Origin of the sequence: Streptomyces fulvorobeus, from assembly GCF_013167895.1 — a bacterium.
Taxonomy (GTDB): domain Bacteria; phylum Actinomycetota; class Actinomycetes; order Streptomycetales; family Streptomycetaceae; genus Streptomyces; species Streptomyces fulvorobeus.
Genome location: NZ_BLWC01000001.1, coordinates 2,405,152 through 2,426,831, shown reverse-complemented (window position 1 = coordinate 2,426,831; position 21,680 = coordinate 2,405,152). Strand labels below are relative to the sequence as shown.

The window sequence follows — 21,680 nt, the reverse complement described above, 5'->3', positions numbered from 1 at the left end:
AATAACGAACGGCTGTGTTGTTGTCCGGTGTTTGTTGATTTCATAGTGTTTCGGTGGTCATTGCGTTAGGGAAACGCCCGGTTACATTCCGAACCCGGAAGCTAAGCCTTTCAGCGCCGATGGTACTGCAGGGGGACCCTGTGGGAGAGTAGGACGCCGCCGAACAATCATTCCGGGAAAGCCCCGTACCGCAAGGTACGGGGCTTTCCTGCGTTTGCCCCCCTTTTTTTCAGCAGGCCCTGTCTCCCTGCTGGAGCGGCCTGCCTTTCGGAGATCAGAGGCGGCCCGCAGCCTTGAGAGCCAGGTAGGCATCGGCCAGCGCGGGCGCGAGCTTCTCCGGGGTGGCGTCGACCACCACCACGCCGTGGCGCTTGAGCTGTTCTGCTGTGCGGTCACGTTGAGCCTGTGCCTGCGTACCGGCCGCCGACTCGTAGATCGCGTCCACTGTGCCTCGTGCCTGCTTCATCGCCTCGATCCGCGGATCGGCGACCGAGGCGAGCAGTACCGTGTGGCGCTTGGTGAGCTGGGGAAGAACCGGCAGCAGACCTTCTTCGACCGGCGCGGCGTCCAGTCCGGTGAGAAGGACGATCAGAGAACGCCGGGGGGCGCTCATCAGGGCCGCCTTGGTGAGACCGTGAGCGTCCGTCTCGACAAGCTCCGCTTCCAACGGCGCCATGGCCCTGACGAGGGAGGAGAGAACATCGCCGGCGGCTGTGCCGCCCTGGACCCGCGCGCGGACGCGGCGGTCGTAGGCAAGGAAGTCGACGCGGTCGCCTGCGCGCGTCGCGAGGGCGGTAAGGAGCAGGGTGGCGTCCATCGAGGCGTCGAGACGCGGTACGTCACCGACCCGACCCGCTGATGTGCGGCCGGTGTCGAGCACGATGAGGATGTGCCGGTCCCGTTCGGGGCGCCAGGTCCGGACGGCGACCGACGACTGGCGGGCGGTGGCCCGCCAGTCGATGGAACGCGTGTCGTCACCTGGCACGTAGGCACGGAGGCTGTCGAACTCGGTGCCTTCGCCTCGGGTGAGCACGCTGGTACGTCCGTCGAGCTCGCGGAGCCGCGCCAGCCGCGAGGGCAGGTGTTTGCGGCTCGTGAAGGGCGGAAGAACCTGCACCGCCCAGGGGACCAGGTGTGTTCCCTGGCGGGCAGCGAGGCCGAGAGGGCCGTAGGACCGGACCGTGACCCGCTCGGCCTCGCGGTCTCCTCGCCGTGTCGGGCGGAGGAATGTGGTGAGGCGGCGCCGCTCGGCAGCGGGCACGGTCACTTCGTGCCGGGATGCGGACTGTGCGGTGCCGGCGGGCCAGCTGCTGGGCGGCCAGGCGTCGCGCACGTGTGCTCGAAGACGGCGGCGCGAAGGGTTGGTTACGGTGAGTTGCACCTCTGCCGCGTCACCCAGTCGAACAGACGTGTCGCCGGATCGGGTGAACCGGAGCGCGCGCACTGGCGCGGCCAGGGCGTAGTCGCACAGAATTGCTAGAGACAGCGGGGCGTTGACCGCGAGCATGCCAGTCCAGCTCGGGGCCAGGATGCCTACGGGGAGTGATCCCAAAGCGGCCAGTAGTGCGGTCCGTCCGGTGAGGGCCATGGTCACCGCCTCATCGGGGAACGGGCACGTGGGCGAGCACCGAGGTGATGACGGAGTCAGGGGTGACTCCTTCCATCTCCGCCTCGGGACGCAGTTGGATGCGATGGCGGAGTGTGGGGAGCGCCAGAGCCTTCACATCGTCCGGTATGACGTAGTCCCGGCCGGTGAGCCAGGCCCAGGCACGTGCGGTGGACAGCAGAGCGGTGGCGCCTCGGGGAGAGGCGCCGAGTGTGAGCGAGGGGGACTCGCGTGTGGCACGGCAGATATCCACGACATATCCGGCGATCTCCGGGGAGACCTTGGTCTTCGAGACGGCCGAGCGGGCAGCCTCCAGGTCGGCCGGGGTGGCGACGGGTCGAATACCCGCGGCTCGCAGATCCCGGGGGTTGAAGCCGTCCGCATGACGGGTCAGGACGCTGATCTCGTCCTCGCGTGACGGAAGGGGGACCGTCAGCTTGAGCAGGAAGCGGTCCAGTTGGGCTTCGGGGAGGGGGTAGGTGCCCTCGTACTCGACCGGGTTCTGGGTCGCGGCCACCAAGAACGGGTCGGGCAGGAGCCGCGGTGTCCCGTCGACGGTCACCTGGCGTTCCTCCATGGCTTCCAGGAGGGAGGACTGAGTCTTGGGGGCGTGCGGTTGATCTCGTCGGCAAGCAGCAGATTCGTGAAGACCGGGCCGGGCTGGAAGGAGAACTCCGCCGTGCGGGCGTCGTAGACGAGAGAGCCGGTGACATCGCTCGGCATGAGGTCCGGGGTGAACTGGACGCGTTTGGTGTCGAGTTCGAGCGAGGCGGCGAGGGCTCGGACCAGCAGGGTCTTGGCCACGCCCGGGACCCCTTCGAGCAGGACGTGCCCCCGGCACAGCAGCGCGACGACCATGCCGGTGACGGCCGCGTCCTGACCGACCACTGCCTTGGCGATCTCGGAGCGCAGAGCTTCCAAGGACGCGCGGGCGCTGTCGGAGTCCACGGAGTCCACGGGGGCCGGAGGGGCCGCAGGGGTCCAGACGGACTCCCTGGACTCCGCGGACTCGGGGGTCGGGGCGCTCATGAAGTGCGTACCTCTCTTTCGAGGGCGTCGAGTTGGACGGTGAGGAGGAGGAGAGCGGCGTCATCAGGGGGAGCCGTGCCGAAGAGAAGAGCGTGGAGATCGCCGCCTGCGTCGCTGACGCGTGCCGCGATGGCGGGAACGAGGACTTCGCTGGAATGCGCGTCGCGGGGAGAGACACCGGCGAGGGGGCGAGCCGGGTACGGGTGGCGGAGCGCAGGGAGTCGGCGGCCCGGTCCCGGGCGTTGGCCTTGCGATGCAGGCGGGCACGGCCCTCGGTGGTCTCGGAGGCGTGGATGGCCACCGGTAGCCGCTCGGTCACGAGAGGGCCCAGACGCCGTGCGCGCCAGATGGCGGCGCATACGGCAGCGAGGGCGAGTTGCAGGGTGCCCCACAGCCACCCGGAGGGGATCAGGTCGGTGAAGCTCGCCGAGCCGGGCGCGGCGCCGTCCTCGTCGGTGGCCCGGTCACCGGGCTCCTCGTCAGTTTCGGCGGCGGAGGGATCAGCGAGCGAGGGGAGGTACCAGAGGAGATGCGGGCGGGAACCGAGGAGTTGCAGGGCCAGAGAGGCGTTGCCCTGCTGGTCGAGGCGGTCGTTGTGGAGCAGGTCGGAAGAGCCGAGGAGGACGGTGTCGCCTGCTCGCTGGCCCTGGACGACGAGGACGGTGGGGAGGCCGTCGCTCGGGTAGCAGCCCGTGTCGGTGCGAACGTCGGCTCTGTAGCGGAGGCCGCCTGTCTCGGCCGGGCCGGCGGTGCGGGCGGCGGGGAGTTGGCAGCGGGGCTCCCTGGGTCTCACGGGGCGGGACGGCTCCGCTCGTACGCCGGGGGCCAAGTGATGCAGGGACCTGGCGGCGGGGGCGAGCAGGACCGTGCGGCCCGCGGAGCCGGCCGTTGCGGTGCTGAGGCGGCGCTGCTGGTACGTCGTGAGGAGATTGGGTGCGGTGACCAGGAGAGTCGTGTCGGGGCCGGTGCCCTTGGTGGCCTCGTCGAGTGTCGTGACGACGTCGACGGACACACCGCTTCGTTCGAGGAGTTCCGCGACAGCACGGCTGCCCTCCGGGTCGACGGAGCGCGGGTCGAGGCGGCCGTGGTGGTCGCCGGAGCGCACGGCTGCCAGGGTGATGCCCGCCACGACCAGGATGAGCAGGGCGAGCAGCAGCCCGCGGGTGCGGTTCCAGACCTGGCGTGCGGTGGGGGAGGCCGAGGTCGGGGAGACCGTCATGGTCTGGGTCACGCGCCCGCTCCCTGGGCCGAGGCGCCGGCCGGTACGGGCTTGGCGTCCATGAGTTCGAGGTCGAGGGTGCGCAGAGTGGCGTACGCCTGCTCGTCCGCTCTGCGGCCGCCGTACGTGACGTCGTCGAAAGCCCGGGCGGCGGCGCTTAGCCGGTCGGCGTACCGGGGGAGGGATCGGCCCGCTTCGGCCGCGGCCTCGTCCGCCGTGCGGCCGGGACGCGGGTCGAGCAGGGCCCGCTCCTCCAGGGTGCGCACCACGGCGCGCATGCGGTCCTGGAGCGCTTCGGTCCAGCGGCCGGAGTCCGCGTGCGTCTCGGCCGTCGTGCGGTACGCGTCCGCGGTCCGCGCGCTGCTGCCGAAGAGGGCGTCGGCCGTGCGGACGGTGCGTCGGGGGGTTCCCAGCCGCCACCAGAGGGTGGCGGCCAGGCCCACGACGATCAGTACGAGAAGGACGATGCCGAGCGGTCCGCCGGGTGCGCCTGCGGCGACCGTCTCGAAGAGACTCCCGAGCCACTCCCAGAAGCGGTCGAGAGCGCGTTGGAGAAGGTTCGGATCGTTCTCGTGGTACATCGGCTTGGACAGTTCGTCCTCCGCCGCCTCGCGGGCGGGTACCCGTGGAAGCTCCACGGGCGGCGTGTCGTCCGCGCTGATGAGTCGCCGTACCGACGTGACGGCCCCCGCCCCCGACACCGCATCAGCTCCTGGGGGTTTCGTAGCCCGGCACGTTCGCGGCCCGGGCCAGGTCGAGGTCGAGGGCTTCGCGGCGGATGCGCTGGTCGATGTAGAGCAGCGCCATCACTCCTGCGGTGAAGGGGTAGGTCAGCGTCGAGACGATCACCTCGCCGATGCCGGAGACGAGGAGGAAGGGCCAGCCGAATGCGGAGGTGTCGCCGCTCATCAGGTCGCCGACTCCGCCGCTGTCGACGGTCATCGCGATGATCGCGAACGGGACGCCGATCACCAGCGCGACGATGACGACCAGCAGGTAGGTGAGCGCCAGGATGCCGAAGGTGCGCCACCACGCACCGCGGACCAGTTTGGCGGACCGGCGCATGGACACCAGGATCGACTGCCGCTCCAGCATCAGTGCGGGGGCGGCGAGAGTGAAGCGGACCATCAGCCAGAGGACGACGACCAGGGCGGCGGCGAAGCCGAACACGGCCAGGAGGACCCCGGCGGTGGAGCCGACCAGGATGGCGGGGAGCAGGCCCACCGCCATGATCCCGACGCTCATGAGGCTGAGCAGCAGAGTCAGACCGACGAGCTGGGGGAGCCGGGGACGGGCCTCGTTCCAGGCGTCGGAGAGCGTCGCGCCGCGGCCCAGTACCGATCGGCTGATCACCACCGTGAGTACGGCCGTGGTGATGAGGGTGGCGATCATCGAGATGAGGGTTGCCGGCGCGGAGCTGAGGAGGGTGGACTGCACGGAGTCCGCGGCCTGGCGCAGGGCCTCGGCGCCGACGGCGTTCGGGTCGACCGAGACGGGGTCGGGCAGGAGATGACGCTGGATGAGGATGATCGCGATCTGGGCGATCACGGCGACGGTGAGGCTGACGCCCAGGACCGTGCGCCAGTGGGCGCGCATGGTGGACACCGCGCCGTCGAGGATCTCACCGACGCCCAGCGGGCGGAGCGGGATGACGCCGGGCTTCGCCGCCATGGGCGGGCGGCCCCATCCAGGGCCCTGAGGAGCGCCGCCCCAGCCGGGTGCCGGCGGGGGCGCTCCCGGGCCGCCACCGGGCGCGCTCGGTGGGGACCACTGCGCGGGGGGCGGCTGAGCGGGAGACCACTGGGGTGCGGGGCTGTTTGCGTCCACGGGGCCGGAGGGTCGGGGAATTCCCGTCTCCTGGCCGTCGGAGGGGGCAGATCCGGGCGAGGCCCAGCCCGGAGAGTCGTTCATTCTCGCTCCTTCACGATCCCGTCCGCTCAATGGGGCGGCGGGTTGGCAGCCATCGTGCCACGCGCCGCTGCGGTGCGGGCCGGGTGCTCTATCTCCTTTGCGCCTTCATTTGTGGGCGCCTCACCGGGCAGACTGGGCGGATGGCTGACAAGGACGCGCAAATGCCGGCGGGCACCGAGCCCCCCGCGCTCTCCGTACTCCGCTGGGCCGAGCCTCCCGAGGGTCCGGTACTGGTTCTCCTCGACCAGACTCGGCTGCCGGTCGAGGAGGTCGAGCTGGTGTGTACCGACGTACCCGCGCTCGTGCGGGCCATCCAGACCCTGGCGGTCCGGGGGGCTCCGCTGCTGGGCATCGCCGGCGGATACGGGGTGGCGCTCGCCGCGGCCCGTGGGTACGACGTGGCCGAGGCGACGGGGCTGCTGGAGCAGGCGCGGCCCACCGCGGTGAACCTCGGGTACGGGGTGCGGAGGGTGGCCCGAGTGTACTGGGCCGCCCTGGAGAAGGGCCTGGGCGCCGACCAGGCGGCCGGGGCGGCGCTGGCCGAGGCGCGGGTGCTGCACCGGGAGGACGCGGCGGCCAGCGGGCGTATGGCGCGTCACGGGCTGGCTCTGCTGGAGGAGCTGCTGCCAGGGGGCGGTCATCAGCTCCTCACGCACTGCAACTCGGGGGCCCTGGTGTCCGGGGGCGAGGGCACCGCCTTCGCGGTCGCGCTCCAGGCGCATCGGGCGGGCCGGCTTCGCAGGCTGTGGGTGGACGAGACGCGCCCGCTGCTCCAGGGGGCACGGCTCACCGCCTACGAGGCGGCGCGGAACGGGATGGCGTACAGCCTGCTCACGGACAACGCGGCGGGCTCGCTGTTCGCGGCGGGTGAGGTGGACGCCGTACTCATCGGGGCGGACCGCATCGCCGCGGACGGCTCGGTGGCGAACAAGGTGGGGAGTTATCCGTTGGCGGTGCTCGCCAAGTACCACCATGTGCCGTTCATCGTCGTCGCGCCGGTCACGACCGTCGATCTGACCACCGCGGACGGGCAGGCGATCACTGTGGAACAGCGTTCCGGACGGGAAGTGACGGAGTTCACACCCCCACACGCGGTGTCACCGGACGGGGCAGCGGGCGGATTGCTCGTGGCGCCCCTGGGGACACCGGCGTACAACCCCGCGTTCGACATCACACCGCCGGAGCTGATCACGGCGATCGTCACGGATGAGGGCGTAATCTCCCCGGTCACGGGGGTCGGACTGGCAGAGCTGTGTGCCAGGTCATCGCAGGTAACGATTAGCTAATGGGATGATGTCGTTTATGAAGGGACGCGTCCTTGTCGTCGACGACGACACCGCACTGGCCGAGATGCTCGGGATTGTGCTGCGTGGAGAAGGGTTCGAGCCGTCGTTCGTAGCGGACGGTGACAAGGCACTTGCTGCATTTCGTGAGGCGAAGCCGGACCTGGTCCTGCTGGATCTCATGCTGCCCGGTAGGGACGGCATCGAGGTCTGCAGGCTGATCAGGGCCGAGTCAGGTGTGCCGATCGTCATGCTCACTGCCAAGAGCGACACGGTCGATGTGGTGGTGGGCCTGGAGTCCGGGGCCGACGACTACATCGTCAAGCCGTTCAAACCGAAGGAGTTGGTTGCCCGGATCAGGGCGCGTTTGCGCAGGACCGAAGAGCCTGCGCCGGAACAGCTGGCCATCGGTGACCTGGTCATCGACGTGGCCGGTCACTCGGTGAAGCGGGAGGGTCAGTCCATCGCGCTGACTCCGCTGGAGTTCGACCTGCTGGTCGCGCTCGCCCGTAAGCCGTGGCAGGTCTTCACACGTGAGGTGCTCCTGGAGCAGGTGTGGGGCTATCGCCACGCCGCCGACACCCGTCTGGTGAACGTCCATGTCCAGCGGCTCCGTTCCAAGGTCGAGAAGGACCCGGAGCGGCCGGAGATCGTGGTGACCGTCCGAGGTGTCGGTTACAAGGCCGGACCGAGCTGACATGGCCCTGGGCAGCGCTGCTCCGAAGCCCGGGGACCCGGGAGTCCGTGCGGAGCGGGCTGCCGGTCCGGGGCGGAAGTCCTCCCGGATGAGCCGGGTGCTTCAGGGGGGTCCTGTGCCCCGCCTGCTGATGCGGTGGGTGCGGCGTCCGCTGCTGCCCGCTGTGCGGCTGTGGCGGCGCAACCTCCAGCTGCGTGTCGTCGCCGGCACTCTGCTGATGTCGATGGGTGTCGTGCTGCTGCTGGGCTTCGTCGTGATCGGGCAGGTCCGCAACGGTCTGCTCGACGCGAAGGGCAAGGCCGCCCAGACACAGGCCGCCGGTGGTTTCTCGGCCGCCCAGGAGAAGGCGAACGAGCCGCTCGTCCCGGGTGACCGGGGCAGGGACGGTACGGACGGCGCGGCCAACACGTCCTGGCGCACCGAGCTGGTCGACCAGCTCGCGAGCGGCGGCAAGAACGCCTTCAACGTGGTCGCGCTCAGCGCCGACTCCGTCGACGGAGGCGCGAGCAGCCGGGCGGCGCGTGGTTCGGGCAGTGTGGACGCCTCCAGCGTCCCCCAGCGCCTGCGGGAGGACGTGTCCAGCGGGCCCGGAGCCTTCCAGACCTACTCCCTGATCCGCTACTCGTACGGCAAGGAGTCACAGCCCGGACTGGTCGTGGGCAAGCGGCTCTACGACATCGACCACAACCCGTACGAGCTGTACTACCTCTTCCCGCTGACGCAGGAGGAGAAGTCCCTGAGCCTGGTCATGACGACGCTGGCGACGGCCGGGCTGTTCGTCGTGGTGCTGCTCGGGGCGATCGCCTGGTTCGTGGTGCGGCAGGTCGTCACGCCCGTACGGATGGCGGCCGGCATCGCCGAGCGGCTCTCCGCGGGCAGGCTCCAGGAGCGCATGAAGGTCACGGGCGAGGACGACATCGCCCGCCTCGGCGAAGCCTTCAACAAGATGGCGCAGAACCTTCAGCTGAAGATCCAGCAGCTGGAGGAGCTCTCCCGTATGCAGCGGCGCTTCGTCTCCGACGTCTCGCACGAACTGCGGACCCCGCTGACCACCGTGCGGATGGCCGCCGATGTCATCCATGAGGCACGCGCCGACTTCGACCCGGTGACCGCGCGCTCCGCGGAGCTGCTCGGGGACCAGCTGGACCGTTTCGAGTCGCTGCTCTCCGATCTGCTGGAGATCAGCCGGTTCGACGCGGGCGCCGCGGCGCTGGAAGCCGAACCGATAGATCTGCGTGCCGTCGTCCGACGGGTGATCGGCGGCGCGGAGCCGCTCGCCGAGCGCAAGGGCACCCGTATCCGGGTGGTCGGTGACGAGCAGTCGGTGATCGCGGAGGCCGACGCCCGCCGGGTCGAGCGGGTGCTGCGCAATCTCGTGGTCAACGCCGTCGAGCACGGTGAGGGCCGGGACGTGGTCGTGCGGCTCGGCGTGGCCCAGGGTGCGGTGGCCGTCGCGGTCCGCGACTACGGCGTGGGACTCAAGCCGGGGGAGGCGACCCGGGTCTTCAACCGCTTCTGGCGCGCAGATCCCGCCCGGGCCCGTACGACCGGTGGTACCGGTCTGGGACTCTCCATCGCCGTCGAGGACGCCCGGCTGCACGGCGGGTGGCTCCAGGCGTGGGGGGAGCCCGGTGGCGGTTCGCAGTTCCGGCTCACTCTGCCGCGTACGGCGGACGAGCCGCTGCGCGGTTCACCGATACCGCTGGAGCCGGAGGACTCCCGGTGCAACCGGGAGAACCGGGAGCGCGCCGAGGCCGGCCGGGCGGCCGTGAGCGACCACCGGCTGATGGCCGTACCGAACCAGGCGTGTACCACGGAGCGCTCGCCGCTGGCCGTGCCCGCGCGTACCCCCGTGGCACCGCGCGTGCCGCCGGCCTCCGTCCACCCGGCGGCGCTGCCGGGCAACGGGGCACGCGTGGTGGCGCGTCAGCCCGGGGACCGGCCGAGCGGTGGTGCCGACTACGAAGCGCAGAATCCGGACCGGGAGGACACCACTCGTGGACACTGACCGTCTGCAGGGCGGCCATGGACGCGCGGTGCGGATGTCCGCGCTGCTCTGCTGCGCAGTCGTGGTGCTGGCCGGGTGCGCCTCCATGCCCGTCGCCGGGGACGTGAAGCCGGTCGACGCCTCGCAGCCCGGTGACTCCCAGGTGCAGGTGTACGCGGTGGCGCCCAGGGAAGGCGCCACGCCCACCGAGGTGGTCGACGGCTTCCTGGAGTCGATGACCAGTGACGACCCCAATTTCATGACGACCCGCAAGTACCTGACCGGGGAAGCGGCCCGCACCTGGAAGCCGAGTGCGGGCACCACCGTGCTGGCCAAGGCGCCCAACAGGAGCGGGTCCTCGCTGTACGACAAGGACCGCAGGCGTACGGAAGGCACCTACACGCTGACCGGCGACCAGGTCGCAGCGGTGGACGCCCAGAGTTCGTACCAGCCGCTGGCGCCCACGGACTACTCCCAGACCCTCCACCTGGTGCAGGAGAAGGGGGCCGACGGCAAGCGGGAGTGGCGCATCGACATCGTGCCGGACGGCCTCGTGCTCGGGCAGTCGGACTTCAGGCGGCTCTACCGGTCCGTCAACAAGTACTACTTCGCCACGGGGCGGACCAACGGCCGTTCGACCCTGGTGGCCGACCCGGTCTACGTACGGAACCGGACCGACCCCGTCACCCGGATGGACACCGCCACGCAGACGGTCCGGGCGCTTCTCGGAGGGCCGACGAACTGGCTGCGGCCCGTCGCGGACTCCCGCTTCCCCACAGGTACGGCGCTGAAGAAGGGCGTCACCTCCCTGGCGCCGGACGACCAGAACGTGCTGAAGGTGCCGCTGAACAAGAAGGCGGACAAGGTCGGCCGGACGGCCTGCCGGATGATGGCCGCCCAGGTCTTCTTCACCCTGCGGGACCTGACGTCCGCGCGTCTCGAACAGGTGGAGCTGCGGAGCGAGCGGGGCCGGCTGTGCGCGCTGGGTGCCGACGAGGCGGTCGAATTCGCCCCGGACAGCGGTTCCGGTGCGCCGGACAGCCAGTACTTCGTCGACGCCAAGGGTCATGTGGGGCGGCTGCCGGGAAGCAGCAAGGGCACCGGTGACCCCGAGCCCGTCACAGGGCCGCTCGGCGAAGGGACGGTGCCGATGAGCTCGGTCGGCGTGGCCCGCGACGAGCAGTCGGCGGCGGGTGTCTCCGCGGACCAGCAGGACCTCTACGTCTCCTCCCTGGTCTCGGACGGGGAACTCGCCGAGCCGGTGGTGACCAGTGGGGCGGCCAGACCGGGTGACCGGCTCTCGGCCCGAGCTGGGACGGCCGGGGCGACCTGTGGGTCGCCGACCGTGATCCGGCGGGCCCGCGGCTGCTGCGCCTGGTCGGCGGCAAGGGCACGCCTCAGGAGGTCACTGTGCCGAGCCTGGACGGGGGACGCATCGAAGCCCTGCGGATGTCGGCCGACGGGGTGCGGATCGCTCTGCTCGTCTCGAAGGACGGGCGCACGACGCTGAAGATCGGCCGGGTCGAACGCCAGGGTTCCGAGGAGCAGCCGCAGGTCTCCGTGGAGGATCTGCGTCAGGCGGCGCCGCAGCTCACGGACGTGTCGGCGATTTCCTGGTCCGGCCGCAGCCGTCTCGTGGTGGTCGGCAAGGAGGAGGGCGGCGTGCAGCAGGTGCGGTACGTGCAGGCGGACGGCTCGACCTCGCCTTCGGGCGTGCTGCCCGGGGTGAACCAGGTGACGGCGGTCGCGGCCGCTGACGACGAGCAGCTTCCGCTGATGGCGGAGACCGAGGGCGACGGAATCGTCCGGCTCTCGCCCGGCGACAACTGGCAGACGGTCCTCAAAACGGGTTCGTCCCTGGTCTACCCGGGCTGAGGCGCTCCACAGTTGTCCACAGGGGGTGGACGGTCTCCGTCCGCCCCCGCACTGTGTGGGGATGCGGGGATGGTGGCGGGAGTTCACCGGACTGGTCCTGCCGGTGGCCTGTGGTGGCTGCGGCGGACCGCGTACCGGGCTGTGCGGGGAGTGCCGGGCCGCGCTGCTCGGTGCGGAGCCGCGCCGGGTGAGGCCCGCGCCCGAGCCGGGGGGACTGCCGGTGGTGTGGGCCGCCGCCCCGTACGAGAACGCGGTACGGGCGGTGCTCCTCGCCCACAAGGAGCGGGGCGCCCTGGGGCTCACCAGGGAGCTCGGAAGGGCCCTGGCGGGCGCTGTACGGGCCGGGGCGGGGGTTTCGGGCGGGGCGGGGCCGCTGCTGCTCGTGCCTGTCCCGTCCGCGCGGCGCTCCACCGCCGCGCGGGGTCATGACCCGGCGCGGCGCATCGCCCTGGCCGCGGCCTCGGAGCTGCGGCGTACGGGGACGCCGGCCGGTGTTCTCGCGGTCCTGCGGCAGAGGCGGACCGTGGCCGACCAGTCGGGGCTCCGGGCGGGGCAGCGGCGGGCGAATCTGGCGGGGGCGCTCGATGTCGCGGACGGGGCGGGGAGGCTCCTCGCGGGCGGTCGGGCGGTGCTGGTCGACGACCTCATGACGACGGGGGCGACGCTGGCCGAAGCGGCGCGCGCCGTGCGGGCGGGCGCCTCGGCGGCTGCCGGTGCACGCTGGAAGAACGCGGGGGAACAAGCCCTGCGGGCCGCGGTGGTGGCAGCCTCTCCGTCCGCCTTCGAAATAAACCGGAACTGACGTCGAACTCGTGTCGTTGCAGGTAGCGAGTGGCCAGATGAACCTGAACGGAGGTACGCGTGAGTAGCGGGTGCCGACAACCGGCCGGGCAGGCTATGTTCGGTTGTGAGGGATGGTGAATGTCAGACCTCGACGAATGCACCACCCGGTTTCGGGCAGGTAACTCATCAGCAGTCCAGACGCGCTGGAGCCGGTGAGGTGCAGACCTCGCCGGTCGGGGAAGAGGGGGTGAAAGCCGCCCAGTCCGAAGCTCCGGCCATGACCGGAGTTTGGTGCAAAAGGGAAATGCTCCGCCGTCGAAGCGGAGCGATCCGGGAACGGAGTTCTGCGTGGACATCGTCGTCAAGGGCCGCAAGACCGAGGTGCCCGAGCGGTTCCGCAAGCACGTGGCCGAGAAGTTGAAGCTGGACAAGATCCAGAATTTCGACGGCAAGGTGATAAGCCTCGACGTCGAGGTGTCCAAGGAGCCGAATCCCCGTCAGGCCGACCGTTCCGACCGGGTGGAGATCACGCTCCGCTCCCGCGGACCCGTCATCCGGGCGGAGGCGGCAGCGGGTGATCCTTACGCGGCACTGGACCTGGCCACCGGCAAGCTGGAGGCGCGGCTGCGCAAGCAGCACGACAAGCGCTACAGCCGCCGGGGCGCCGGCCGGCTGTCAGCCGCCGAGGTCGGGGAGATCGTGCCGGACGCCGCGTCGTTCAACGGGAACGGTGAGCTGGTCGCGGATGAGACGTCGACGGGCGAAGTGCCCACCACCAAGATCGGTCCCCTTGAGGTGCAGGGTGACGGACCGCTGGTGATGCGCGAGAAGACGCACGTCGCGGCACCCATGTCGCTCGACCAGGCGCTCTACGAGATGGAGCTGGTCGGTCACGACTTCTACTTGTTCGTCGACTCCGAGACCAAGGAACCCAATGTCGTCTACCGGCGGCACGCCTACGACTACGGAGTCATCCGTCTGGTGACGGACCCGCTCGCCGCTGACGAAGCAGGCGGCGCGGGGGCGCGCTCGGCGGCTGACGCCACCCGTTCGTGGTGCCCCTGGAGCGTCTGTGCGCCCCCAGGGGCACCGGCGTGCGGCCCTGGCACCCCCGCGTCGGCGTCCCGGCATGAAAGCATGGCGGCCCAGGCCAACGAGGGCTCCGTGAGCTGCGGTTGGCGGACAGCTTGTGGACGACAGGCCGCGGCCTTCAGGGGGAGGAACGATGGCGAACACCTTCGGACCCGTGCGCGACGCGAGGGGCGCCGACGCTGCCACCGGTACGGATGCCGGAGTGGACGCGGCCGACGACAGCTCCCGCAAGGAGCCCATCCGGGTCCTGGTCGTCGATGACCACGCGCTCTTCCGCAGAGGTCTGGAGATCGTCCTCGCGCAGGAGGAGGACATTCAGGTGGTGGGCGAGGCCGGGGACGGAGCGGAGGCCGTGGACAAGGCGGCCGACCTGCTGCCCGACATCGTGCTGATGGACGTACGGATGCCCAAACGCGGCGGCATCGAGGCGTGCACCTCCATCAAGGAGGTGGCCCCCAGCGCGAAGATCATCATGTTGACGATCAGCGACGAGGAGGCCGACCTCTACGACGCGATCAAGGCGGGCGCCACCGGATATCTCCTGAAGGAGATCTCCACCGACGAGGTGGCCACGGCGATCCGCGCCGTCGCCGACGGACAGTCGCAGATCAGCCCGTCGATGGCGTCCAAGCTGCTGACCGAGTTCAAGTCGATGATCCAGCGCACCGATGAGCGCAGACTCGTCCCGGCGCCGAGACTCACCGACCGGGAGCTCGAAGTCCTCAAACTCGTCGCTACGGGCATGAACAATCGCGATATCGCGAAAGAGTTGTTCATCTCCGAGAACACGGTGAAGAACCACGTCCGCAACATCCTGGAGAAGCTCCAGCTCCACTCCCGGATGGAAGCCGTGGTCTATGCGATGCGGGAGAAGATCCTGGAGATCCGGTAGGCAGCCGACAGAGGAGTGGACAGAGGGCGCAGGAGCCCGTCAGGCGAGAGCACGCGTGATCTCCGCCGTCAGCGGCTCGCGCAGCTCCGGGGCGTCGACCCGCTCCAGCCGGACGTTCGTACAGCCCACCCAGGACGCCGCTTCCACCAGGGCCTCGGCCATGGGTGTCACCGCCTTCCGCCCCAGGAGAGACACCTGCCGGGCGACCAGGGTCGAGCCTTCACGGGCCGGGTCCACGCGCCCCTGAAGCCTGCCGCCCGCCAGCAGCGGCATCGCGAAGTACCCGTGGACGCGCTTCGGTCTGGGGACGTACGCCTCCAGGCGGTGGGTGAAGCCGAAGATCCGCTCGGTGCGCGCCCGCTCCCAGATGAGCGAGTCGAAGGGTGAGAGCAGCGTCGTGCGGTGCCGGCCGCGCGGTGGCGACGCCAGGGCCTCCGGGTGGGCCCAGGCGGGCTTCGCCCAGCCCTCCACCGCCACCGGCACCAGCCCGGAGTCCGCCACCACCGCGTCGAACTGCTCGCCCTTGAGGCGGTGGTAGTCCGCGATGTCGGCCCGGGTGCCGACGCCCAGTGACCGGGCCGCCAGGACCACCAGCCTGCGGTGGCACTCGGCGTCGTCGAGGTCGTCGTGCAGGAAGGCGTCCGGGATGGCGCGCTCGGCCAGGTCGTAGACGCGCTTCCAGCCGCGCCGCTCCGTGCAGACGACCTCCCCGTACATCAGCGCCCGCTCGACGGCCACCTTCGAGGCCGACCAGTCCCACCACTCGCCGCCGTTCTTCGCGCCGCCGAGCTCCGTGGCGGTCAGCGGGCCCTCGGCGCGCAGCTGCCCGATCACCGTCTCGTACGCCCCGTCGGGCAGGTCGTGGTGCCACTGCGGACGGGAGCGGTAGGCGCGGCGGCGGAACGCGAAGTGCGGCCATTCCTCGACCGGCAGGATGCACGCGGCATGCGACCAGTACTCGAAGGACCGCCCGCCCGACCAGTACGCGTCCTCGACGGTGCGACGGTCGACGGCGCCGAGACGGGCGTAGGGAACGAGCTCGTGCGATCTGGCCAGCACCGAGATGGTGTCGAGCTGTACGGCTCCGAGGTGACGGAGCACGCCCGGCACACCCGCCCGGCGGTCCGGGGCCCCCAGGAATCCCTGTGCGCGCAGCGCGATCCGGCGGGCCTGGTCGGCGGAGAGTTCCACGGCGGGAAGCGGCACGGGCGTCATGCAGTGAACCCTAGAGCGAGGCACTGACAGCCGGGCCGCCACGCCGGTCGCGGATCGGCTGACAGGTCCGGGACCGCGGTCAGCGGCCCGCGGGCACGTACGGATGACTGCCCGGCAGCCCCAGGTCCGACGGCAGCAGCGCGCCGATCCAGACATCGCGGCGCACCCCCTTGTTGAGCAGCGCCGAGCGCTGCTCGCCCTCCATCCGGAAGCCGGCCCGCCGGGCTACCGATCGCGAGGGGGTGTTGCCGACCTCGGCTCGCCACTCCAGGCGGTCCGCGCCGAGCGCGGTGAACGACCAGTGGGCGCAGGCCAGTAGGGCTTCCGTCGTATAGCCCCGGCCCCGGTGCTCCCTGCCGGTCCAGAACCCCACCTCGTACGTCCCGGGCAGGACGCGGTGGTTGACGCCGAGCGCGCCGACGAGCAGGCCGTTCTCCCTCAGCACCACCGCGAAGTTGTACATCGAGTCGTCGTCCCAGCCCCGGGGCGACAGCGCGGCCGTGAAGATCTCCGCGTCGGCCCTCGCGTACGGGGAGGGCACCACCGTCCAGCGCTGGATGTCATGGTCCTGGCATGCGGCGTACACGCCGTCCGCGTCGTCCGGCGCGAAGGGCGCAGGATCAGGCGTTCGGTGGTGAGGGTGATCGGCTCCATGGGGGAGATTGTGGTGAGGAGCCGTCCGTCGTGCGAGCACTTTTGCCGCATCCCGGCACCTTCGGGCCCTCCCGTCCGTTGTTCTGGAGGGTGCGGTGAGGTCCACGCGGCAGCAGCCCTCCCGAGGCGGTGGGGTCCTCGCTTACGATGGCCGTTGCGGTGGGGCCCACCTGCCGTGCCCGCGCCAGCGTCCATAACACGACCCAGTGCCAGGCCCGACCGGCAAGGAGACCAGCCTCAGTGTCCGTCTTCAACAAGCTCATGCGTGCAGGCGAAGGCAAGATCCTGCGCAAACTGCACCGCATCGCGGACCAGGTCAGCTCCATCGAAGAGGACTTCGTCAACCTCTCCGACGCCGAGCTGCGGGCGCTCACCGACGAGTACAAGGAACGGTACGCGGACGGCGAGAGCCTGGACGACCTGCTTCCCGAAGCGTTCGCGACCGTCCGCGAGGCGGCCAAGCGCGTCCTCGGACAGCGCCACTACGACGTCCAGATGATGGGCGGCGCCGCCCTGCACCTCGGGTACGTCGCCGAGATGAAGACCGGTGAGGGCAAGACCCTCGTCGGTACCCTGCCCGCGTATCTCAACGCGCTCTCCGGCAAGGGTGTGCACCTGATCACGGTCAACGACTACCTGGCCGAGCGTGACTCCGAGATGATGGGCCGGGTCCACAAGTTCCTGGGCCTGTCCGTCGGCTGCATCATCGCCAACATGACTCCGGCCCAGCGCCGTGAGCAGTACGGCTGCGACATCACGTACGGCACCAACAACGAGTTCGGCTTCGACTACCTCCGCGACAACATGGCGTGGTCCCAGGAAGAGCTCGTCCAGCGCGGCCACAACTACGCCATCGTCGACGAGGTCGACTCGATCCTGGTCGACGAGGCCCGTACACCGCTGATCATCTCGGGTCCGGCCGACCAGGCCACCAAGTGGTACGGCGACTTCGCCAAGCTGGTGACGCGGCTTACCAGGGGCGAGGCAGGCAACCCGCTCAAGGGCATCGAGGAGACCGGCGACTACGAGGTCGACGAGAAGAAGCGGACCGTGGCCATCCACGAGCCCGGTGTCGCGAAGGTCGAGGACTGGCTCGGTATCGACAACCTCTACGAGTCGGTGAACACGCCGCTCGTGGGGTACCTCAACAACGCGATCAAGGCCAAGGAACTCTTCAAGAAGGACAAGGACTACGTCGTCGTCGACGGCGAGGTCATGATCGTCGACGAGCACACCGGCCGTATGCTCGCCGGCCGCCGGTACAACGAGGGCATGCACCAGGCCATCGAGGCGAAGGAAGGGGTGGACATCAAGGACGAGAACCAGACGCTCGCCACGATCACCCTCCAGAACTTCTTCCGCCTCTACGGCAAGCTCTCCGGCATGACCGGTACGGCGATGACCGAGGCCGCCGAGTTCCACCAGATCTACAAGCTGGGCGTCGTGCCGATCCCGACGAACCGGCCGATGGTCCGGGCGGACCAGTCGGACCTGATTTACCGCACCGAGGTCGCGAAGTTCGCCGCCGTCGTCGACGACATCGCCGAGAAGCACGAGAAGGGCCAGCCGATCCTGGTCGGCACCACCTCGGTCGAGAAGTCCGAGTACCTCTCGCAGCAGCTCTCCAAGCGCGGGGTCCAGCACGAGGTGCTCAACGCCAAGCAGCACGACCGTGAGGCCACGATCGTCGCCCAGGCCGGCCGCAAGGGCGCGGTCACGGTCGCGACGAACATGGCCGGCCGAGGCACGGACATCAAGCTCGGCGGCAACCCCGACGACCTCGCCGAGGCGGAGCTGCGCCAGCGCGGGCTCGACCCGGTCGAGCACGTCGAGGAGTGGGCGGCGGCGCTGCCCGCGGCGCTGGAGAAGGCCGAGCTCGCGGTGAAGGCCGAGTTCGAAGAGGTCAAGGAGCTCGGCGGGCTGTACGTGCTGGGTACGGAGCGCCACGAGTCGCGGCGTATCGACAACCAGCTGCGCGGTCGTTCCGGCCGACAGGGTGACCCGGGCGAGTCCCGCTTCTACCTGTCGCTGGGCGACGACCTGATGCGGCTGTTCAAGGCGCAGATGGTCGAGCGCGTCATGTCGATGGCCAACGTGCCGGACGACGTGCCGATCGAGAACAAGATGGTGACGCGGGCGATCGCGTCGGCCCAGTCGCAGGTCGAGCAGCAGAACTTCGAGACGCGTAAGAACGTCCTGAAGTACGACGAGGTGCTCAACCGGCAGCGTGAGGTCATCTACGGCGAGCGCCGCCGCGTCCTGGAGGGCGAGGATCTGCAGGATCAGATCCGCCACTTCATGGACGACACGATCGACGACTACATCCGCCAGGAGACCGCCGAGGGCTTCGCCGAGGAGTGGGACCTGGACCGGCTGTGGGGCGCGTTCAAGCAGCTCTACCCGGTGAAGGTCACGGTCGAGGAGCTGGAGGAGGCCGCCGGGGATCTGGCCGGGGTCACCGCCGAGTTCATCGCGCAGTCCGTCAAGGACGACATCCACGAGCAGTACGAGGAGCGGGAGAAGACGCTCGGCTCGGATATCATGCGCGAGCTGGAGCGGCGCGTGGTGCTGTCCGTCCTGGACCGCAAGTGGCGTGAGCACCTCTACGAGATGGACTATCTCCAGGAGGGCATCGGCCTGCGGGCGATGGCGCAGAAGGACCCGCTGGTCGAGTACCAGCGTGAGGGCTTCGACATGTTCAACGCCATGATGGAGGGCATCAAGGAGGAGTCCGTCGGCTACCTGTTCAACCTGGAGGTCCAGGTCGAGCAGCAGGTCGAGGAGGTCCCGGTGCAGGACGCCGCCGAGCGGACCTCGCTCTCCAAGGACGGGGCGCCCGTCGCGGCGGTCTCCCGTCCGGAGATCCGGGCCAAGGGCCTGGAGGCGCCGCAGCGGCCCGACCGCCTGCACTTCTCCGCTCCCACGGTGGACGGTGAGGGCGGTGTCGTCGAGGGTGACTTCACCAACGGCGACAGTGCTCGCTCGGAGGCGGACGGCATGACGCGCGCCGAGCGCCGCAAGGCGCAGAAGGGCGGCAGCCCCAGTGGTGGTGGCGGTGGCCGTCGTCGCAAGAAGTAGCGCACGGCGGTGAGGACGCGGCGGTACCGAGGTACCGCCGGCGTCCGCCGGACGGCTGGGGCCGGGCACCTTCGGGGTGTCCGGCCCCAGCCGTCGCGGCCTCGTGGGGCGCCGGGTCACGGTGGCCTCAGTCGCCGTGGGGGACGGGCCGGGCGTGCGGGACGCGTTCGCCGCCCAGCTCCACCGCCGCGCAGCGCCAGCGGAGGTCGGGGCCCCGTTCCAGGCGGAAGGCCATGGCGCGGACCCGGTCGCCCGCCGCGACGCTCGCGAACGCCTCGACGACCCCGGTGGCGGGCTGGGCGCCGTGGCAGTGCCGCAGGACCGGCCGGACGCCTTCCGCGCCGAACGGGCTGCTGGGGGCGAGTTCGGCGAGCTGGTCGTACGCCTCGCCGATGGTGTGCCCGAGCATCCAGTGCACCGGGCGCCGGCCGCTGAGCACCGCGAGCAGGCGTTCGGCGAACCACTGGTGCGGGCGGGGATGGCGCGCGGTCCGCTGTCGGATCTGCTGCGGAGGTACGGTGCCGGGCCTGCGCTGGTCGCGTCGTGCGGCGGGCCTGGTCTTGTCCATGCTCATGCTCATCGCCCCCGTGCTCTTCCGTGCCCGGCGGAATACCGGGCAGTAACTTCTGTTGCGGATCTTCTACGGGCCCGGAGGGTGGCACCGCAAGCCGGAGAACGCGCACCGCCGCGACGCCCGGAGATCACCTATCCGGGTGTCGGAGCCTGTGCCGCAAGGGCCCGGTGAGGGTGAGGGGCGGTCGCGGGGTGGACGAACGGGGGCCGTTCAAGGACCCCAACGGGGGACCTCCACGTATCCTGAGAACGTCTCCGACTACGAAAGCGGCCAGCCATGCGCGTGTACGTCCCCCTGACCCTCTCCGGTCTCGCTGCGGCGCACAGGGCGGGCGAAGTCGGACCCGGACCGCTGACCGCCTACGCGGTGACGCCCGCGCTGCGTGAGTGGTACGTCTCCGACGACATCGAGGAGCTGGAGTACGCGGCGCTCAACCGGGCCGCCGCCGCTTCGCTGCGTCTGATCGCCGGGAACCCGGACGAACCGCGGCGCAGGACCGTCGTGGCCGTCGACGTACCGGACGGGGCGGCGGTCGCCGATCCCGATCACAGCCCGGACGGGGCCTCGCTCGGAGAGGTGCGGATCGAGGCGGCCGTGGCTCTGGCGAAGGCCGCCGCCGTGCACGTCGACGCGGACGACGCGGAGAAGGACGTGGCGGCCGCCGCGGCGGCGCTGGGAGCCGCGGACCTCGGTGACGACGACGCGCAGTTCACGGTGGACGGCGCCGAGGACCACGAGCTGCTGTGGTTCGGCGTCCAGGAGATCCCCAACCTCATCGGCTGACTGTCGGACCCGCCGGGTACGTTCTTCACATGGGGACGTCAGGGAATCACCGAGCGCATCTGGTCTGGGACTGGAACGGCACGCTGCTCGACGACATCGAGGCCGTCATCGGCGCGACGAACGCCGCGTTCGCCGAGATAGACCTCGCGCCGATCACGCTGGAGCAGTACCGGGAGATGTACTGCGTCCCCATCCCCCTGTTCTACGAGCGGCTGCTCGGCCGGCTGCCCACCGACGCCGAGTGGGAGCGGATGGACGGCATCTTCCACCGCCACTACACCGAGCGCCGCGTCACCTGCGGGCTCACCCAGGGGGTCGAGGAACTGCTCGCGCAGTGGGGCGGGCGGGGCACAGTCAGTCCTTGCTGAGCATGTACGGCCACGAGGAGCTGGTTCCCGTGGTCCGGGGATACGGCATCGAGCGGCACTTCGTGCGGGTCGACGGCCGTACGGGGCCGTCCGGAGGCAGCAAGGCGCTGCACATGGAACGGCACTTCGCGGCGCTCGACGGGGTCTCCCCGGAGCGGGCGGTGGTCATCGGTGACGCGGTGGACGACGCGGTGGCCGCGGCGCACGTGGGCGCGCGGGCGGTGCTCTACACCGGGGGTTCGCACAGCAGGGCCAGTCTGGAGGGCGCGGGGGTGCCGGTGGTGGACACCCTGGCCGAAGCGGTGTCGCTGGCCGCGCTCATAGGGGTCTGAGCTGTGGCGGGCGAGGGCGGCCGGGGCCGGCCCTCCGCCCGCCGGCCCTCGCGCACTGTCCAGAGAGTCCAAGTGCGGGTCCATCTTTTGTACAGATGCGGCTCATGACGGTGACGGGGGCAAGCGAGATAGCCTGGGGCCGTGATCAGCGCGATACGCCTCGGGGGCAGCGAAGCCCCCGGCCTGCGCCCGGAGTGCCACAGTGCCCGGGCGATCCGCGCTCCCCACATCCCGGACCGCCTGCCGAAGATGGCCCATACGGTCCCGGATACCTCTCATGGCGGCATAGCGTCGACTCCGAC

At 70.4% G+C, this 21,680-nt stretch carries 12 protein-coding genes, 1 rRNA gene and 6 pseudogenes; 11 read left to right on the top strand and 8 right to left on the bottom strand.

Features of this window, described 5'->3' with window-relative positions; genetic code table 11:
• Positions 1-49 precede the first annotated feature (49 nt).
• Positions 50-165: ribosomal RNA gene (gene rrf, locus Sfulv_RS10945) — 5S ribosomal RNA — on the top strand.
• A 109-nt stretch (positions 166-274) separates the two neighbouring features.
• Here rrf and Sfulv_RS10940 read toward each other — a convergent pair.
• From Sfulv_RS10940 to Sfulv_RS10920, 5 genes and pseudogenes are all read right to left on the bottom strand, one after another.
• The gene (locus Sfulv_RS10940; protein ID WP_173313510.1) at positions 275-1,588 is read right to left on the bottom strand and encodes a DUF58 domain-containing protein; all 1,314 of its coding nucleotides are present in this window, start codon (positions 1,586-1,588) and stop codon (positions 275-277) included.
• Between the two features lie 10 nt (positions 1,589-1,598).
• Positions 1,599-2,635, bottom strand: a pseudogene (locus Sfulv_RS10935) (AAA family ATPase).
• Positions 2,632-3,854, bottom strand: a pseudogene (locus Sfulv_RS10930) (DUF4350 domain-containing protein). Before Sfulv_RS10930 ends, Sfulv_RS10935 begins: the two co-directional pseudogenes overlap by 4 nt.
• 8 nt (positions 3,855-3,862) lie before the next feature.
• The gene (locus Sfulv_RS10925) at positions 3,863-4,555 is read right to left on the bottom strand and encodes a DUF4129 domain-containing protein (RefSeq protein WP_173313509.1); all 693 of its coding nucleotides are present in this window, start codon (positions 4,553-4,555) and stop codon (positions 3,863-3,865) included.
• A gap of 4 nt (positions 4,556-4,559) precedes the next feature.
• Entirely contained in the window at positions 4,560-5,765 is a 1,206-nt protein-coding gene (locus tag Sfulv_RS10920) for a DUF7847 domain-containing protein (protein ID WP_173313508.1), read from the bottom strand.
• A gap of 140 nt (positions 5,766-5,905) precedes the next feature.
• Here Sfulv_RS10920 and mtnA point away from each other — a divergent pair, with 140 nt between their 5' ends.
• From mtnA to Sfulv_RS10885, 7 genes and pseudogenes are all read left to right on the top strand, one after another.
• On the top strand, positions 5,906-7,051 hold the full coding sequence (mtnA, locus tag Sfulv_RS10915) for an S-methyl-5-thioribose-1-phosphate isomerase (protein ID WP_173313507.1): 1,146 nt from the start codon (positions 5,906-5,908) through the stop codon (positions 7,049-7,051).
• 4 nt (positions 7,052-7,055) lie between these two features.
• Positions 7,056-7,745 (top strand): two-component system response regulator MtrA, encoded by a 690-nt coding sequence (gene mtrA / locus Sfulv_RS10910; protein ID WP_281385806.1) that lies wholly within the window; start codon positions 7,056-7,058, stop codon positions 7,743-7,745.
• Between the two features lies 1 nt (position 7,746).
• A complete protein-coding gene (gene mtrB, locus Sfulv_RS10905) occupies positions 7,747-9,753 on the top strand; it encodes an MtrAB system histidine kinase MtrB (protein WP_173313505.1) in 2,007 nt (668 codons plus the stop codon).
• 28 nt (positions 9,754-9,781) lie between these two features.
• Positions 9,782-11,607 (top strand): annotated as a pseudogene (locus tag Sfulv_RS10900) (LpqB family beta-propeller domain-containing protein).
• A gap of 61 nt (positions 11,608-11,668) precedes the next feature.
• Positions 11,669-12,409, top strand: coding sequence for a ComF family protein (locus Sfulv_RS10895; protein WP_173313504.1), 741 nt, complete (start codon positions 11,669-11,671; stop codon positions 12,407-12,409).
• Positions 12,410-12,738: 329 nt separating this feature from the next.
• Positions 12,739-13,430 (top strand): annotated as a pseudogene (gene hpf / locus Sfulv_RS10890) (ribosome hibernation-promoting factor, HPF/YfiA family).
• Positions 13,431-13,615: 185 nt separating this feature from the next.
• On the top strand, positions 13,616-14,374 hold the full coding sequence (locus Sfulv_RS10885; RefSeq protein ID WP_173313503.1) for a response regulator: 759 nt from the start codon (positions 13,616-13,618) through the stop codon (positions 14,372-14,374).
• A 39-nt stretch (positions 14,375-14,413) separates the two neighbouring features.
• On the opposite strand, the gene Sfulv_RS10880 is transcribed toward Sfulv_RS10885, so the two are convergent.
• Positions 14,414-15,589: a winged helix-turn-helix domain-containing protein gene (locus Sfulv_RS10880; RefSeq protein ID WP_173313502.1), complete on the bottom strand. Its 1,176-nt coding sequence runs from the start codon at positions 15,587-15,589 to the stop codon at positions 14,414-14,416.
• A gap of 79 nt (positions 15,590-15,668) precedes the next feature.
• A pseudogene (locus Sfulv_RS10875) lies at positions 15,669-16,243 on the bottom strand (GNAT family N-acetyltransferase).
• 240 nt (positions 16,244-16,483) lie between these two features.
• Between Sfulv_RS10875 and secA the strand changes: the two are divergent.
• Positions 16,484-19,321 carry a preprotein translocase subunit SecA gene (gene secA / locus Sfulv_RS10870; RefSeq protein ID WP_173313501.1) on the top strand — a complete coding sequence of 946 codons (2,838 nt, stop codon included), beginning with the start codon at positions 16,484-16,486 and terminating at the stop codon, positions 19,319-19,321.
• Positions 19,322-19,448: 127 nt separating this feature from the next.
• Here secA and Sfulv_RS10865 read toward each other — a convergent pair whose 3' ends face one another.
• The gene (locus Sfulv_RS10865) at positions 19,449-19,895 is read right to left on the bottom strand and encodes an Rv3235 family protein (protein WP_173313500.1); all 447 of its coding nucleotides are present in this window, start codon (positions 19,893-19,895) and stop codon (positions 19,449-19,451) included.
• 276 nt (positions 19,896-20,171) lie between these two features.
• On the opposite strand from Sfulv_RS10865, the gene Sfulv_RS10860 reads away from it, so the two are divergent.
• Positions 20,172-20,678, top strand: a complete 507-nt coding sequence (locus Sfulv_RS10860; RefSeq protein ID WP_173313499.1) for a DUF6912 family protein — start codon at positions 20,172-20,174, stop codon at positions 20,676-20,678.
• 29 nt (positions 20,679-20,707) lie between these two features.
• Positions 20,708-21,378: pseudogene (locus Sfulv_RS10855) on the top strand (HAD family hydrolase).
• Positions 21,379-21,680 lie beyond the last annotated feature (302 nt).

Bases quoted from the DNA above. Each gene is read 5' to 3' on its own strand.
- Sfulv_RS10880 (WP_173313502.1), bottom strand. From the start codon at position 15,589: ATGACGCCCGTGCCGCTTCCCGCCGTGGAACTCTCCGCCGACCAGGCC.
- mtrB (WP_173313505.1), top strand. From the start codon at position 7,747: ATGGCCCTGGGCAGCGCTGCTCCGAAGCCCGGGGACCCGGGAGTCCGT.
- Sfulv_RS10885 (WP_173313503.1), top strand. From the start codon at position 13,616: ATGGCGAACACCTTCGGACCCGTGCGCGACGCGAGGGGCGCCGACGCT.
- Sfulv_RS10865 (WP_173313500.1), bottom strand. From the start codon at position 19,895: ATGAGCATGGACAAGACCAGGCCCGCCGCACGACGCGACCAGCGCAGG.
- mtrA (WP_281385806.1), top strand. From the start codon at position 7,056: ATGATGTCGTTTATGAAGGGACGCGTCCTTGTCGTCGACGACGACACC.
- Sfulv_RS10940 (WP_173313510.1), bottom strand. From the start codon at position 1,588: ATGGCCCTCACCGGACGGACCGCACTACTGGCCGCTTTGGGATCACTC.
- Sfulv_RS10920 (WP_173313508.1), bottom strand. From the start codon at position 5,765: ATGAACGACTCTCCGGGCTGGGCCTCGCCCGGATCTGCCCCCTCCGAC.
- mtnA (WP_173313507.1), top strand. From the start codon at position 5,906: ATGGCTGACAAGGACGCGCAAATGCCGGCGGGCACCGAGCCCCCCGCG.
- Sfulv_RS10895 (WP_173313504.1), top strand. From the start codon at position 11,669: ATGCGGGGATGGTGGCGGGAGTTCACCGGACTGGTCCTGCCGGTGGCC.
- Sfulv_RS10860 (WP_173313499.1), top strand. From the start codon at position 20,172: ATGCGCGTGTACGTCCCCCTGACCCTCTCCGGTCTCGCTGCGGCGCAC.